Source organism: Vibrio sp. 661, assembly GCF_033339315.1.
Classification (GTDB): Bacteria; Pseudomonadota; Gammaproteobacteria; order Enterobacterales; family Vibrionaceae; genus Vibrio; species Vibrio alginolyticus.
Map to the genome: position 1 here is coordinate 749,144 of NZ_JAWOUJ010000001.1, position 14,001 is coordinate 763,144.

Below are 14,001 nucleotides of genomic sequence, written 5' to 3' on the forward strand. Positions count from 1 at the left end.
TTACTAATGTCTAATATTCCTACCCATAGCAACACATGCTTAATAAGCTCAAAATCAAAATTGGTTCATGCCGCTTTCTTAGTATGGCCTAGAAGTTTGATGTGGGTGTTGTCTCGTATTGGTCGAAGGCCTGTCTACCAAGCGAAACTCTAGTTGACGTAGTTCAACGTTGAAACATAAAAGGATGACTCAATGTCTGACAAAAGTAAGACTTTTTACAGGGATGTGCGCAAAAAACCGCATGAATTTGAAAACCGAGAAGACTTTCTAAATCATGATTTAACCGTCATGAGTTTCCGTCGCTGGGGAATTCATTTGCCCTCACGTGATTACAGTATTGAAATCGAAGACTGGGTACCGGCATTAGCAGCAACCATTGGTAAAGTGGTTATGGTCACTGCCATGGTTTCCGCTTTTGCTGCTCAGTTTGGTTTATCTCCGGAATTCATTGCAGAAAACGTGCGTTACGAATTACTTATCGCTGGAGCCCTGTTCGTCATCCTGTTTTCTGCCATCCTAAACCCGAATGCAAACTTAGCGGGAACCCATGGCCCAATGATACCGCTGATTCCTATGATTGCAGCTGCAGGAGGGCACCCTCTCGCGCTAGGTTTGATGGTATGTGTTTTTGGGTTAATTCTCGCCTTAACCAAAGGTGGCTCTAAACTCATGACTCTGACTGGTATCGGGGTTCGAGGAGGGTTGTTGATCTACCTTGGTGCCGTTGGGTTGCTCGGGCAAATTAATAAGACGGAAGCGTGGGCTGCAAGTACGGACCAAGGTTACATTTCGTTTGTGGTCATAGGCCTAACCGTTATGGTTTACGCTTACTTAGCCAAGATCAATAAACGTTGGCTCGCTATCCCATTGTGCTCTGCACTCGCGGGTATTGTTGCTTATTTGATGGGCGCTGAGTTTGCCTTTACCACAGAACCGGGCCTGCCTAATTTCAGTCCATTCTACTGGTGGGGTGAAGATACAGGCTGGCAGCTAGGCTGGCCAACCCTAGAGCACTTTATTGCCGTGACTCCATTTGCTCTACTGGCAGTCGCTATGTGGTCCCCTGATTATCTCGGCCATCGTGTGTTTCAAGAACTTAACTACCCAAAAGAAGCGAAAGGTGTACTCATGGATGTCGACGACACGATGGTCGGAGCATCTGTTCGTCAGGGGGTTGGTTCACTCTTAGGGGGCGGAAACCTAGCTTCTTCTTGGGGAACGTACATGATTCCTGCCGCAATTGCCAAGCGTCCTATTCCAGGTGGCGCTCTGTTGACGGGTTTCATGTGTATTGCGGCGGCGGTAATTGGCTACCCAATGGATCTAGCAATGTGGGAACCTGTTCTGCGCGTTGCTTTGATTGTGGGTGTATTCTTACCACTCCTTGAAGCGGGTATGCAGATGATCCATAAGCATAAAGATTCACTCAGTGCAGGTATCTGTATTTTTGCCTGTGCATTCGTTAATCCAGTCTTCGGTTGGGCAATCACGATGCTGTTGGATAACCTCGGGCTTATCGGCGACCATGAGCGTGCTAACGAACTATCGCGCAAAGATAAATATCTGATTCCTGGCACTGCGTTTATCGTTTGTGCAGGCTCCCTTGCTATTGTTGGTCAGCTTCCAGGCATTCCAGCTCTTATCGGTTAATCGAATTATGCTCTAAAGGTATAGTGAGAGCAGTGAGTAAAGGGACTTGCTTCTTAAAATAGTAGACAAAAACAAAAAGCTACCTAGTACCAGGTAGCTTTTTGCATGTAGGGTTAGGCTACGGAGTTAGGCTATATGAGTGATTCAATGCCGTATTTTGCGCCGTAGTGTTCAACGACAAAATCAATGTCTTTGTCACCACGGCCTGATAAGTTGATCAAAATCGAGCCGGTTTCTCCTTGCTGTGCGAGTTTAATTGCGTAAGCGACAGCGTGTGAGGATTCAATAGCAGGGATTATTCCCTCTTCACGAGACAGCTCAAAGAAGGCATCAATCGCTTCGTCATCACTGATTGAGCCGTAATTGACACGGCCAATGTCTTTTAAGTAACTATGCTGAGGCCCAACCGATGGGTAATCCAAGCCACTTGCTACAGAGTACACTTCCTGAGGTTCGCCTTGCGCATCTTTAAGCATGTAAGACTTAAATCCGTGCATGATACCTGGCTCACCGAGTGTGAGTGTTGCAGCATGCTCGCCAACCTTTTGCAAAGAGCGGCCCGCAGGTTCAACGCCGTGAATGGCGACTTGTTCATCCTCTAAGAAAGCAGTAAATAGCCCCATCGCGTTAGAACCACCTCCAACGCATGCGACGAGATTATTGGGTAACTTGCCGGTCATTTCTTTGAATTGAACTCGTGCTTCGTTACCGATAATTGATTGGAAATCTCGTACCATTTTAGGGAATGGGTGAGGGCCAACGACAGAGCCTATCGCATAAAGTTGTGTATCAGGATCTTTCAGATAAGCTTCGAATGCAGAATCTACCGCTTCTTTGAGGGTTTTGCGCCCATGAGTGGCAGGAATGACATTAGCACCAAGGATTCTCATGCGGACGACATTCGGATGCTCTTTGGCGATATCAACTTCACCCATGTAAATATCGCATTTCAAGCCAACCAATGCCGCGGCTGTAGCAAGCGCAACACCGTGTTGCCCTGCGCCAGTTTCAGCAATCAGTTTCTTCTTACCCATCTTTTTAGCGAGAATGGCTTCCCCTAAGCAGTGGTTAATTTTATGTGCGCCTGTATGGTTTAAGTCTTCGCGCTTTAGGTAGATGTCTGCTCCGTATTTTTTAGACAAGTTTTCCGCATGGAAGATTGGGCTAGGTCGTCCAACAAAGTGCTTATATAGGCGAGCGAGTTCCGCTTTAAATTCAGGATCTTTGCTGCATTCCTCATAAGCTGCGTTGATGTCATGCATGATTTGTTCAAGCTCAGGTGGAACAAAGCTACCACCGTATTCACCAAAGTATCCTTCTTCGTTGGGCATAGTGAGATCAAACGAGTTTTTCATTATTTACATCCTAGTTAACGAAAGTATTGATACTTTATACCCAAAATTTGGAAGAGGTTGTGTGATCAGTTGCTTAAATAACAATTGTCGATCTAGTGAACTAGTTAAAAAGTACAGCTTGGGTAGGGGATAATAGTTGGGATGTAGAATCAGGTGGTTTGAATAGGTGCAAAAAAGCCTCGAGAGATCCTAGGCTGTCATAAGAACCTCTCGAGGCAAACAGAGTGCTGGAAATACACTCTGCGATGGTGTCTGGAAACAAAAATTAGATTCGTTTCCTTTGTCAGATGTTAGGGTTTTAGAATGAGTCGATGTCAGCGAAATGTCACAAGTTAATTGCGGTATTAAAAGCTTATTTTTTATTTTTGATTAATGGATTAGAAAGTAACCTAAAACAGGCTAACCTACCGAGTGTTCCGCGTCTTTTAAGTTGAACATGATCTTTCTTTGTCTCGAATCGGCGTCTTTAACCAACACGTGCACTTTGGTCCCTAAAGTAAACGTGGCGCTCTGGCTGGAAATTTTTTGTTTGACTACATCAAATTCGAACTCACCATTTTGGAAACTTGATAAAGGAATGAGACCTTCGATTCGGTTCCTCTAACTCAACAAATCCCGCGAAGTATGTGACTCCAGACGCTGTTCCTATGAAGTGTTGTCCGATAAATGGCTTCATGTAATGACATTTCAGTGCTGACTCAACCTCTTAGCTAGGGATTATGTGCTCGTAGTTATTAGAATTTATTGATTGAGCAGATATATTTAATTTCATTTTTTCTCTTATATTCGCCAATCGCTTTTATTTTATAAACTTTATTTTTATGAGCAAAGCATGAGGCGAAGTGATTCAGATATAAATGAGATTAATTTAGCCAAACTGGAATTGCAAGGTAGGCTGTGTGATTACCTAAAGATGTATACCAAAGTGACTTTATTGAAAGTAATTAATGATGGTGTGGGAGAGGTAAGTGATTTGGGTATATAAACTTAGATAGAGAATAGTAAGGGCAGTAATAAGTGGAAGGGGATGGTGGCACCAACAACGTTGATGCCACACAAAGAATTACAGTGCAGTTACTTCAGCAGCTTGTAAACCTTTGTTACCTTGTTCAACAACGAACGATACTTTTTGGCCCTCAGTAAGAGTTTTGAAGCCTTCAGAAACAATAGAACGGAAGTGAACGAATACGTCATCACCACCATTGTCTTGAGAAATAAAACCAAAACCTTTAGTTTCGTTGAACCATTTTACTGAACCAGTTAATTTATTAGACATAGATACCTCTATATTTGATTGTTTTAAATATTGAATTTTTAGCTAATATCAAGTGCTACTATATGATTTTAGAGATAACTATTTTGTCGCAGGAACGTAAACGAGGAATTCGATGTGGAACTGAGAGAAACTTTGATCTTTAATTACATTAATAGCTCTTTCCGTAAGAGCTGATGTGCAGTATACCGACAAAATTAATAAAGGCTAGCCTTTTCTTTTTTATTTTTTGAGTACACCAAGCGCATTGCTTTCAAAGCATACGCTTGGTGTATAAGACGGCGTGATGTTATAGGTGGTGTCGAGCGCTTAGTGTTTTCTGGTTGGGCCGTTACGAACGATGTCTTTACCATTGTCATATACGTGCTGCGAAACCCAGCGACCGAGGAGTAATTGGTGCTTTTCTCCTAATACGGCAACAAATGGACGACCATCGGTATTAGAGGTGGCTAGCGCAACGCCAGTGACACCTTCAAGGCCCAGAGCGCCGCTTTCTACTAAATGCAGAAATGCCTCTAACTCTTCAATCGTTTCGATTACATGGTTATCAATATTCATTGTATTCAATCTCTTCGAATTGCATTGCGGTCGCGTACTCTACCTAAGTTAAGCGTGGAAACCAAGTTTCTGCGTGAGTCATGTAATAAGAGAGCTTCGCCCTGCCATTAATCATCGATAGTTAGTCTCGATAGTCCGGAACTTGCCTAGATTTAATAAGTCTGAAAACACTCTCTGGTTAGACATGAGTCACATAATGTTGTCTGGTTTATCTCATCAATACTTTTGCTATTGGATGGGGGGAAGGGGAGTGCAATAATTTGTAAAACTCTTTTCCTAAAGGCTGTTATGAAGAAAGTCCTGATTACCGGTTTTGAACCTTTTGGTGGTGACGCCATTAACCCCGCCTTAGAAGCGGTCAAGCAATTAGAGGCTGCGGCCATAAAAGGCGGTGTGATAGTTACTTGCCCAGTCCCCGTAGTTCGATATGACTCGGTGAAAGTCGTTATTGAAGCAATAGAAGCGCACCAGCCAGACTGTGTAATTACTGTAGGTCAAGCGGCCGGGCGTAGCGCGATAACCCCAGAGCGTGTCGCAATTAATGTCGATGATTTTCGTATTCCAGATAACGCTGGTCATCAGCCGATTGATGAACCCGTGGTGGCTGATGGTCCTGATGCTTACTTCTCGACACTACCGATAAAGCGTGTTGTGCAAACGTTGCAAACGCAGGGTATACCTAGCCAGATTTCCAACAGTGCTGGAACATTTGTATGTAACCATCTCTTTTATGGGATCCAACATTACTTGAAAGACAATCCGATTCGTCACGGGTTTGTTCATATTCCATTATTGCCAGAACAAGCAGCAGATGGCAGTCAGCCTTCTATGTCTTTGGACATGATAGTCGAAGGGCTAAGGCTGGTGGCGCAAGTTTGTATTGCCCATGATAGCGATATCCTGGTAAGCGGTGGAACGATTTGCTAGTAAGTGTTTTAAAATCCAGTAAGTGTCTGAAAGATAAAAATAAGCTCGTCGTTTGATGTTGTAGTAAATGTTAGCTTTGTCAAATTTCACAAGTAGCGAAAGGAGTAGCATTGAATAGTCAGGTTGGATGTTGTTCAAACTGGCATTCCTCTAGTACAGGAGGTGTTAGGGGCTAACTTTACGAAAGGCGAGTTATTATGAAAAGCAACAAAAGTAAGTCAATCGCACTTATCTCTGTCGTTGTTTTCGCGTTGGCTATTGCTGCGCTTAAATTCGAAAACACGCTCGGAGTTCTTCCCATCGTAGTCGCTATTATCGCGTTTTTTACTTGCGTTATTTATACCAGTAGATACCTGTCTGATATGAAGCGTTCAGAGTTGATAAGTCAACCCAAACAAGCTCGAAAAATGTGTGCCAACGCATCACGCAATGAGCTTGATGAGTGCGATAAAAAGCGTTGAAGCGAGTCACATTCTCCGTATACTTTGCTGGAGCATTAATGCACTAACATGTCGGAGATAAGCATGTCAAATCGAGTACCAACCAACATACTGACCGGATTTTTGGGTGTCGGTAAAACGACCACGATTTTAAATCTACTGAAGAACAAACCGGAAAAAGAAAACTGGGCGGTTTTGGTCAATGAATTTGGTGAGATTGGCATCGACGGTGCATTGATGACCGACCAAGGAGCGCTGATTAAAGAAGTGCCGGGTGGTTGTATGTGCTGCACTGCGGGTGTGCCGATGTCGGTAGGTATCACCGCATTATTGCGTCAAAAACCGGACCGTTTATTGATTGAGCCGACAGGCCTTGGTCATCCCAAACAGGTTATCGCGACGCTTACCTCACAGCAGTATGAACCTTACGTTGATCTTAAAGCGACGATTGCCTTGGTTGATCCGCGTAACTTAAGTGATGAAAAATATCTTTCTAACCAAAATTTCGTGGACCAGTTAGACAGTGCAGATGTGGTTATTGGTAATAAGGTTGACCTATGTTCCAGCCACGACATTGATGTGTTTAATGACTGGGTGACGGACCAATCCCCTTCAAAAGTATTCAGTAAGCTTATTCATGACGGTGAGTTACCGATAGAAGTCTTGGATATCGAGCGTGTTTACGGCAGCGCTTCTTCCCATATCGAGTCACATCATCATGACCACGCTCATCAAGAGCCTCAATTCCAGTTGGCGCCTGGTGAAGCCTTTGTGCGCAAAGAGAACAAAGGGCAGGGTTATTTTAGTTGTGGGTGGTTGTTTGGGGCAGAGTATAAGTTTGATTTTGAAAAGCTTTTCTCTATGCTTTCGGACTTAACGGCTGAACGTGTTAAAGCGGTGGTCAATACGGATCAAGGTTGTTACGCGTTTAATGTTGCCAACCGAGTCGTGTCGGTGAATGAAATCAGCTTAGAAGGCTTTGAATCACGATTAGAAGTGATAGATTCTCAGCTGTTGCCATGGGATGAGCTTGAGCGAATTCTCCTTCAGTTATCTGGCATCAAACATTAAATCGCGCAAAGGTTAAACGAAAACGGTGAACCACTAATATATCTGTGCTCACCGTTTTTTCTTTTGTAGGATTTCAATGAGAAAAGTGAGATAAATCACTCAAATTCGGGTATAGTGCACGGCTAAATTTTTAAAGCTATTTTTAGTGGTTTGTTTAAGGAATACGCTCAATGTCATTTTCATCTCAAGGTTTTGCGCCAGAAGTGGTTAAAGCACTGGCAGAATGCGGTTATGAAAAGTTAACGCCAATTCAACAGAAGGCGATTCCAATGGCTCGCAAAGGCCATGATATTTTCGCTACAGCACAAACAGGTACTGGTAAAACGGCTGCGTTTTCTCTGCCTATGATTCAGCAGTTGCTAGACAGTAACCGTAGCGCTTCTCGTAAGACTGCTCGCGCACTTATCTTGGCTCCAACTCGCGAGCTTGCTGAACAAATTGCTGACAACATCAAAGCTTACACGAAGTACACGAACCTGTCGGTGGCTGCGATTTTCGGTGGCCGTAAAATGTCTTCTCAAGTAACGGCATTAGAAAACGGTGTAGATATCCTAGTGGCTACACCCGGTCGATTGGAAGAGCACATTGAACAAGGTAATGTCTCGGTCGCACACTTAGAGTTTTTAGTGTTTGATGAAGCAGACCGTATCTTGGACATGGGCTTTATTCACGCAGTACGTAAGATCATGCTAGATGTGGATACTGATCCGCAAATTATGATGTTTTCTGCAACGACTTCGAGCCAACTAAATCTGTTAGCAAAAGATATCCTGCGTAAGCCTAAGCGTATTGAAGTTGAGCGAGCGAATACGACAGCACAGACAGTTGCTCACGTGTTATATCCAGTTGATCAAGAGCGAAAAACGGAACTGCTTTCGGAGCTGATTGGTCGTAAGAACTGGAAACAAGTGTTGGTATTTGTGAACTACAAAGAGACCGCAAACGACGTTGTAAAAGAGTTGAAACTTGATGGTATCAAAGCGGTGGTTTGTCATGGTGACCGTGCTCAAAGTGCTCGTCGTCGTGCGTTAGAAGAGTTCAAGTCCGGTAAAGCACGTGTCATGGTGGCTACCGATGTCGCTGCTCGAGGTCTAGATATTGAAGATTTACCTCACGTTGTGAACTATGACATGCCTTTCCTAGCGGAAGATTACGTTCACCGAATTGGTCGTACAGGCCGTGCAGGTAAACAAGGTCATGCCGTTTCATTTGTAAATCGAGATGAAGAGCTCACGGTTGTTCAGGTTGAAAATCTAATCCAGCAACGCATTCGCCGTATTGAGCTTGCAGGCTATGAACCAAAACAGCGTGAATCTTACATTGAAAAGCTGCACTCAAAACCAGCGTTTAAGAATCGTCAAGGTCGTCGTAATAACCCGAACCAGTCGGCAACAGACCAAGGGTCGGCAGAGCGTCGTCTTGCTATGGTGAAGCGCCTGAAAGCGCGTCGTGGCGCAAAGTAAATTACACAGTCTGTGTGAAAAGAGCCCCTCAATTGAGGGGCTTTTTTTGTTTTGTCGTTTCGCGTTAATTTAGGCCAAGCATATTTGGCTCACCACGATAAATAATGCGATCGTTTCCTCGGTGAATACCAAACGTAACTGTAACAGGTGGATTTTCCTCTTCACTTGTCGTGTTATCCCAATCGTATTTCAGCCAAGGGATGCGATTACCTGAGCCGTCTAAATCCAGGTGGAATTGTATTTGCTCGCGTGCTGAGTCAATTTGGCTTGCAACGATATCGGTCATCCTGCCAACATGCATTGTCCCAACTCCAGAAAGCATGGCGTTGTTTGCAGGCGCATTCGACCAAATTGGCGTGCTGAAGTAATATTCACCATTCGCCGTCGTTGAACTGTCATCGAAGTTAGTCGTAAATCGACCGTTTTGCCAAGTTTCTACAGCAAGTGGCACTTTGAACACCATGCCTTGGTTGCCATCTACATCTTGAAAGTTCAAACGACCGAATCGAATGTCCGGTTGTTGAGTGAGCATTTCGCTGTTATCAAAGAAATTAACCTCATCAACGGCTTTAGTCGTGACTATACCTATTTTGCTGCTGTCACTGTTAGTCCCTTTATTAAATGGGCCATCAGGATATTGCTTATCTGTCGTGTTCTTTTTCCAGCATGGGCTATTGTTACAAGTCGCATTGGTCGAGGGCTTCTCTATAACAAACGTTCCAACACTCGCGCTACCCAGTAGTTTCCAGTCTACCTTCTTAGGCTTAGGCGGCAAAAACCGATCGGAGTATGAGCTTAGCTCGCCTAAATCGAAATGTTGTTGAAGGTTAGACGAAAAGTGGACGTAATTCTTCACGTTTTCCTTATTCGCATTGAGTGCGACAACATCGTAAGTGACTTTCTCAAAAGGTTGATTCATGTAGGCAAAAGTTTGGCCATGTGGGTAGTGCCATTCTTGGTCTTGCACTTGAAAATATTTTGGGTAAAAACGACCAACGTAACGATAGCCTTCGTTCACAGTCATACCTAGATATTTACTTTCTAGGTTTGCTTTTACTCTCAAGCTCCCGACTTCTTCCCAATATAATCCATTAAAGACGAATTGATCATTCTTGGCTGAATTATGCGCCTGAGCCAGTGAGTCACTACTTTTTAGCAATTTTGAGGTTTGGTTCGCTGTCTCTGATGGCGTATGTTGCTCACTCGACAAGACAACCGATGCTGCTGGAGCGTCATCAAGCGTAAAATTACGGGTGATAGAAGCATCACAATAGCGTGCTGATTCAACAGATCCACTTACAGAGCCGTCAGGTTGCCAAATGATTGGTTTCACCGTTAGAGAGAAAAGTTCTCCGGCAGCAAGAAACCCTTCTCCTTGTTCAGAGGTGCCAGAAGGCAAAGCACGTTGGTTGTCACAAATAGCGAGTGTCCATGGTCGCGAGTGCACATTAAATGTCCCTTTCACTTCCACTTTGCCTTCTTCTGGACACTCTTCAAATCCCTCACATTCAAAATGATCGGACAATGTCACTTCAAATATGCCGGACTCGTTCGTGATAAGACCATGTTCAGACAAGCCGTCTTTAAATTCCGCTGAATAGCTAAAGTTTCGTTCACTTCCTCCTAATGGTTGAACCAATGGATGAAAAACCTTAGGCGTACCATTGTAGTTGCTTGCCACTACAGGTTCGCCGGTGGAGGCACAAGCAAGCAATCGCGTATGCACGTTTTCTGGTTTACCTGCAATAACGCGTATTTCATTTAAAGTTGCGCTTTTCGTCTTTGAGTAGGCCTCAAACATAAATGGCGTAAACATAAAGCGAACAGTTTGATGCTTGCTGGTGTCTTCTGCCATAGTGAAAGTCAGCGTGTAGTTAGTACCTAACGCGATGGTATCAATATCGTTCGGGACCACTCGAACAACGAGCTCACCATTGTCGTCAGACATAAATTGGTTTGCTTTTAATGTCTGCTGACCTTTGATCACCTCTAAAGTGAACAAGTCAGGGTGTGATAGGGCTGCACTGACTTCTGCGCTTACAACTTCTCCATTATTGGTTGTCATTGCTGTAAATTGCGGAAGATCGTCGCCGCACATCAGTGCCATGTCGTCCGATGGTGTGACGCTTAGGTCGAAGTCGTTCTCTGATGGTGGCTGCATGCTGCAATTCGGAACATCTTGAGGGGTGATTGGACAGACTTGGGAAGAGTAGTGACAATCAGCCTCGCCCAATCCACAGTATTGCGTGTATTTGTTGTCTTGTGCTTTCGTTTGTGCACTTCCTGGCGTTTGTTGGATTTCACCACAAACTTGACTAGGCTGATTTGGAGCGTTGTTGAAGTTCAATGTTTGGAAGTATTTAATTGCTGCGATGGAACTATAGAATGAGCCACTTAATGTAGCTGACGATCCTACAGATTCAGCTGTACCATAGATCGACATATCTTTTATAATCAGAGAGTTGTGCGCAGAAACATTACCGACGACAAAATGGTCTTGTAAAGGATGGTTTGTTTTTAGGTGTAGTGTTTCGCCTTGTGATTCGACCTTACCACAGATGTTTGTATTAAGTATATTGGTCGTGCTGTGTGTCGAAATATCACCAATAATGGTGTTGTACGTTCCATCAATGTTAAGTGTCGAACCTGTTAGCTTAATATTCCCGTCTATGAGAATGTTATGAAGCTTTGTTGGGTATGCCGATAGAAGATCACCATAAATGACAGTGTGTTTGTTTTGGTAATCGTCGAGGTTTGATGCTTTCTCATTGTTAACCGTTAATCCGGTAGCGAGGGCGTGTAGAGAGATACGTTTATTGGGTTCACCAATTGTATTATTCCCCTCTAACACAATGCCATAATCTGCTTTTAATGTTATCTCTTTTTCCGGTAATGAGGAGACAATTTTATCACCAGCGGGTAGGACTAGTTTCCCTGTACAGCGATAAGTCGTGCCATCGCTTTCGATACTAAAACTCTTGTGTGAGCAAAGTTGACCTAACTCAGATAGATCTTTTACGTCATAGGTGTTGGCGTGTGAGGCTAGCGGTAAAACAAGAACCGCAGCGAAAATACTGCAAAGACGCATCATCAAATGTCCTAATGAGTGGAACAAGATGGCATCAAGCGAGCGTGAGCAAATGCTCACTGAAATTGGAATAGCTGCGGTACTTTTTGTTTTGAAGCCGCTTAGTTATTGAACTTTGGTTATTTTTTATTTCGTATGTCATACCAAAGTTTAGCGGCCTTATTACAACGTAAGTGCCAGGTTAGTTCAAGAGGCAAGTGTGATGTGTGTCGATTTATATGTGTAACCATTTGTTAGTTAAGGATAATAAGTAAGCATGTTGATTCAGAATCAGGAAGGAAGCGATCCTGATTCTGAATGTTTATAACGCTAGGCAGCGTGAACGATGAGTGGAGCCATCTGATATAACTCTTCTAGTATGGCTTTCGTTTGTCTCGAATAGACCAGGCAATCTCGATCGCCAACGAGCTGAATTGCTCTCACTTTACCTGCAACCAGACATTGCCTAATCGTGCGTAGAACCATTTGGATATCAATTTCTGACGCGCCATCAAGGCTGTTTTTGGTTTTTAGAGATCCAAGGTCGATGCTGATGATTATTTGGTCGCAGTGGTCTAGGTAATTGCCGATCTGTTGCTTAACGTTATTGCGATGACGAAAAGAAAACTCTTTCTCGGTCACCCAATCACAACCTTGATCTTCCGCGTATTCCCACGTTTCCTGCTTCGTCTCTTGCTCACTGACGCCAGCAAAAAACAATCGTACGTTTTGATAGCGAGAAAGAGCAAAATGGAATGCAGAGCCTAAGCGTGGCTCAAGTGTCGGCTTCAAGTTCATGTTATGCCCGATATTTACGACACCCACTTCGTCTCGATAGGATACGACCACAGGTAACATGGACAAGATTGCCTCGGTACAGTTAGTGACTAAAACAGGAATTGAGTGGCGAGAAAGCGAAAGGCTTAACGCTTCTTGAAACTCGCCATTCTCCAGCTTGTCGTGGTTGAAGTGACCAAAGTTTTCAGCGGTTTCATGATCATGCTGTTGGTATAGCCAATCGCTAGCATTTTCCAAACTTTGATCAGCTAATTCAAACGCGCCCTTAGACATGGGTGGCAAATACTCACACACTGTCATAAAAGAAAAAGGGTAATGCTGCGGCTGTTTCACGGTGTGGTGGAGTTTATAGCGTTTGAAAAAGCTTAACATGATGAATTACCTTTCTGGTGGTAGTGCCCTTGCCGCTTGCAGTACATGTAAAATAATGCGCTGCTTATCCTTTTCGACTCGGTGGGCCGGAGCCATCACCGAGACTGCGCCAATCAGTTTGCTTCCTTTCATTACCGGTGCGCTAATACCTGAAACACCAGGGTCAATCTCAGAAGTACTGACGGCATATCCGTGTTTACGGATGGTTGTGAGCTCTTTTTCCCACTCGTCACGTCGGTGATCTTGATTAAAATATCTCAAGATTTTCTCGCATCGACTTTGAGGCATAAAAGCAAGCATCACTTTAGATGAGGCACCGCGCAGCAGAGGTTGACTTTGACCCTGGACGAAGCTGCAACGCAGCGCCTGCATACTTTCTTTCTGTCTGACACAAAGCGCACGATAACCCGCTGGTACCATATAAGCGGCCATTTCCCCGGTTTGTTGTACCAACCTAGCCAGTATGGTTTCGACCATGTCGAGCCCATGTTGCGCGGTCTCATAGCTGTGCATGAGTAATAATGCCGCCGGACCAACTACAAATGTCTTGTCGTGAACGCTTTCTTCGATCAAGTTCCACTCTTTAAGCAGTTTTAAGTGTCGGTAAAGGCTGCTTAAAGGAACGTTCAATTGCTCGCTTAGCGTTTTCGCAGAAACTGGGAACGGACTAACTGCAACTTGCATTAACAACTGCAGTGATTTTTCGTTTACCTGGTTAGCATTAGCTTTGTTTGTCGTCATGAGAGTGTTGTAACGTGTTGTAGGAGTTACGACAAATATAATTCTTAATCACTGAGAAAAGAAAAATAATTTTAATGGGTAATTCTTACATGATGAGAAACAGACAGGTAAAGACTTTCGCAAGTACCGATAGACATAACATGGTGTCGAATTAAAGTCTCAGGTTTGAGGCGCTTGATACTAAATTGGAACAGGAGTGAATAAGACATTGTTTAGTTTGCGGTATTACTCAGCGTTTCGCATACTGAGTTAATCCAAACAAATAATGTTAAAAAACGTGAGTTGC

The 14,001-nt window shown here is 43.8% G+C and carries 11 protein-coding genes and 1 pseudogene; 5 read left to right on the forward strand and 7 right to left on the reverse strand.

Annotated elements, in window-relative coordinates; genetic code table 11:
• Positions 1-192: 192 nt before the first annotated feature.
• Positions 193-1,650: a DUF3360 domain-containing protein gene (locus tag R7P69_RS03385; RefSeq protein ID WP_005375642.1), complete on the forward strand. Its 1,458-nt coding sequence runs from the start codon at positions 193-195 to the stop codon at positions 1,648-1,650.
• A 131-nt stretch (positions 1,651-1,781) separates the two neighbouring features.
• Here R7P69_RS03385 and trpB read toward each other — a convergent pair whose 3' ends face one another.
• From trpB to R7P69_RS03405, 4 genes and pseudogenes are all read right to left on the reverse strand, one after another.
• Positions 1,782-3,005: a tryptophan synthase subunit beta gene (gene trpB / locus R7P69_RS03390; protein WP_005375643.1), complete on the reverse strand. Its 1,224-nt coding sequence runs from the start codon at positions 3,003-3,005 to the stop codon at positions 1,782-1,784.
• Positions 3,006-3,404: 399 nt separating this feature from the next.
• Positions 3,405-3,711, reverse strand: a pseudogene (locus tag R7P69_RS03395) (S1 RNA-binding domain-containing protein); the annotation flags it as partial.
• A 357-nt stretch (positions 3,712-4,068) separates the two neighbouring features.
• Positions 4,069-4,281, reverse strand: coding sequence for a cold-shock protein (locus R7P69_RS03400; RefSeq protein ID WP_005375644.1), 213 nt, complete (start codon positions 4,279-4,281; stop codon positions 4,069-4,071).
• A 306-nt stretch (positions 4,282-4,587) separates the two neighbouring features.
• Positions 4,588-4,836 (reverse strand): hypothetical protein, encoded by a 249-nt coding sequence (locus tag R7P69_RS03405; protein ID WP_005375646.1) that lies wholly within the window; start codon positions 4,834-4,836, stop codon positions 4,588-4,590.
• Positions 4,837-5,124: 288 nt separating this feature from the next.
• Here R7P69_RS03405 and pcp point away from each other — a divergent pair, with 288 nt between their 5' ends.
• From pcp to R7P69_RS03425, 4 genes are all read left to right on the forward strand, one after another.
• Positions 5,125-5,763 carry a pyroglutamyl-peptidase I gene (gene pcp / locus R7P69_RS03410; RefSeq protein ID WP_054574378.1) on the forward strand — a complete coding sequence of 213 codons (639 nt, stop codon included), beginning with the start codon at positions 5,125-5,127 and terminating at the stop codon, positions 5,761-5,763.
• Positions 5,764-5,960: 197 nt separating this feature from the next.
• A complete protein-coding gene (locus R7P69_RS03415) occupies positions 5,961-6,224 on the forward strand; it encodes a hypothetical protein (protein ID WP_054574377.1) in 264 nt (87 codons plus the stop codon).
• A gap of 63 nt (positions 6,225-6,287) precedes the next feature.
• Complete coding sequence (locus R7P69_RS03420; RefSeq protein WP_054574376.1) at positions 6,288-7,274, forward strand: CobW family GTP-binding protein; 987 nt, start codon at positions 6,288-6,290, stop codon at positions 7,272-7,274.
• A 170-nt stretch (positions 7,275-7,444) separates the two neighbouring features.
• Positions 7,445-8,737, forward strand: coding sequence for a DEAD/DEAH box helicase (locus tag R7P69_RS03425; protein ID WP_025768979.1), 1,293 nt, complete (start codon positions 7,445-7,447; stop codon positions 8,735-8,737).
• 64 nt (positions 8,738-8,801) lie between these two features.
• Here R7P69_RS03425 and R7P69_RS03430 read toward each other — a convergent pair whose 3' ends face one another.
• The 3 genes from R7P69_RS03430 to R7P69_RS03440 all read right to left on the reverse strand — a co-directional run bounded on the left by R7P69_RS03430 (position 8,802) and on the right by R7P69_RS03440 (position 13,715).
• Positions 8,802-11,828, reverse strand: coding sequence for a DUF6701 domain-containing protein (locus R7P69_RS03430; RefSeq protein ID WP_238952555.1), 3,027 nt, complete (start codon positions 11,826-11,828; stop codon positions 8,802-8,804).
• 306 nt (positions 11,829-12,134) lie between these two features.
• Positions 12,135-12,974 carry an arginase gene (locus R7P69_RS03435; protein WP_033907142.1) on the reverse strand — a complete coding sequence of 280 codons (840 nt, stop codon included), beginning with the start codon at positions 12,972-12,974 and terminating at the stop codon, positions 12,135-12,137.
• Positions 12,975-12,980: 6 nt separating this feature from the next.
• The gene (locus R7P69_RS03440) at positions 12,981-13,715 is read right to left on the reverse strand and encodes an IclR family transcriptional regulator (RefSeq protein ID WP_005386192.1); all 735 of its coding nucleotides are present in this window, start codon (positions 13,713-13,715) and stop codon (positions 12,981-12,983) included.
• Positions 13,716-14,001 lie beyond the last annotated feature (286 nt).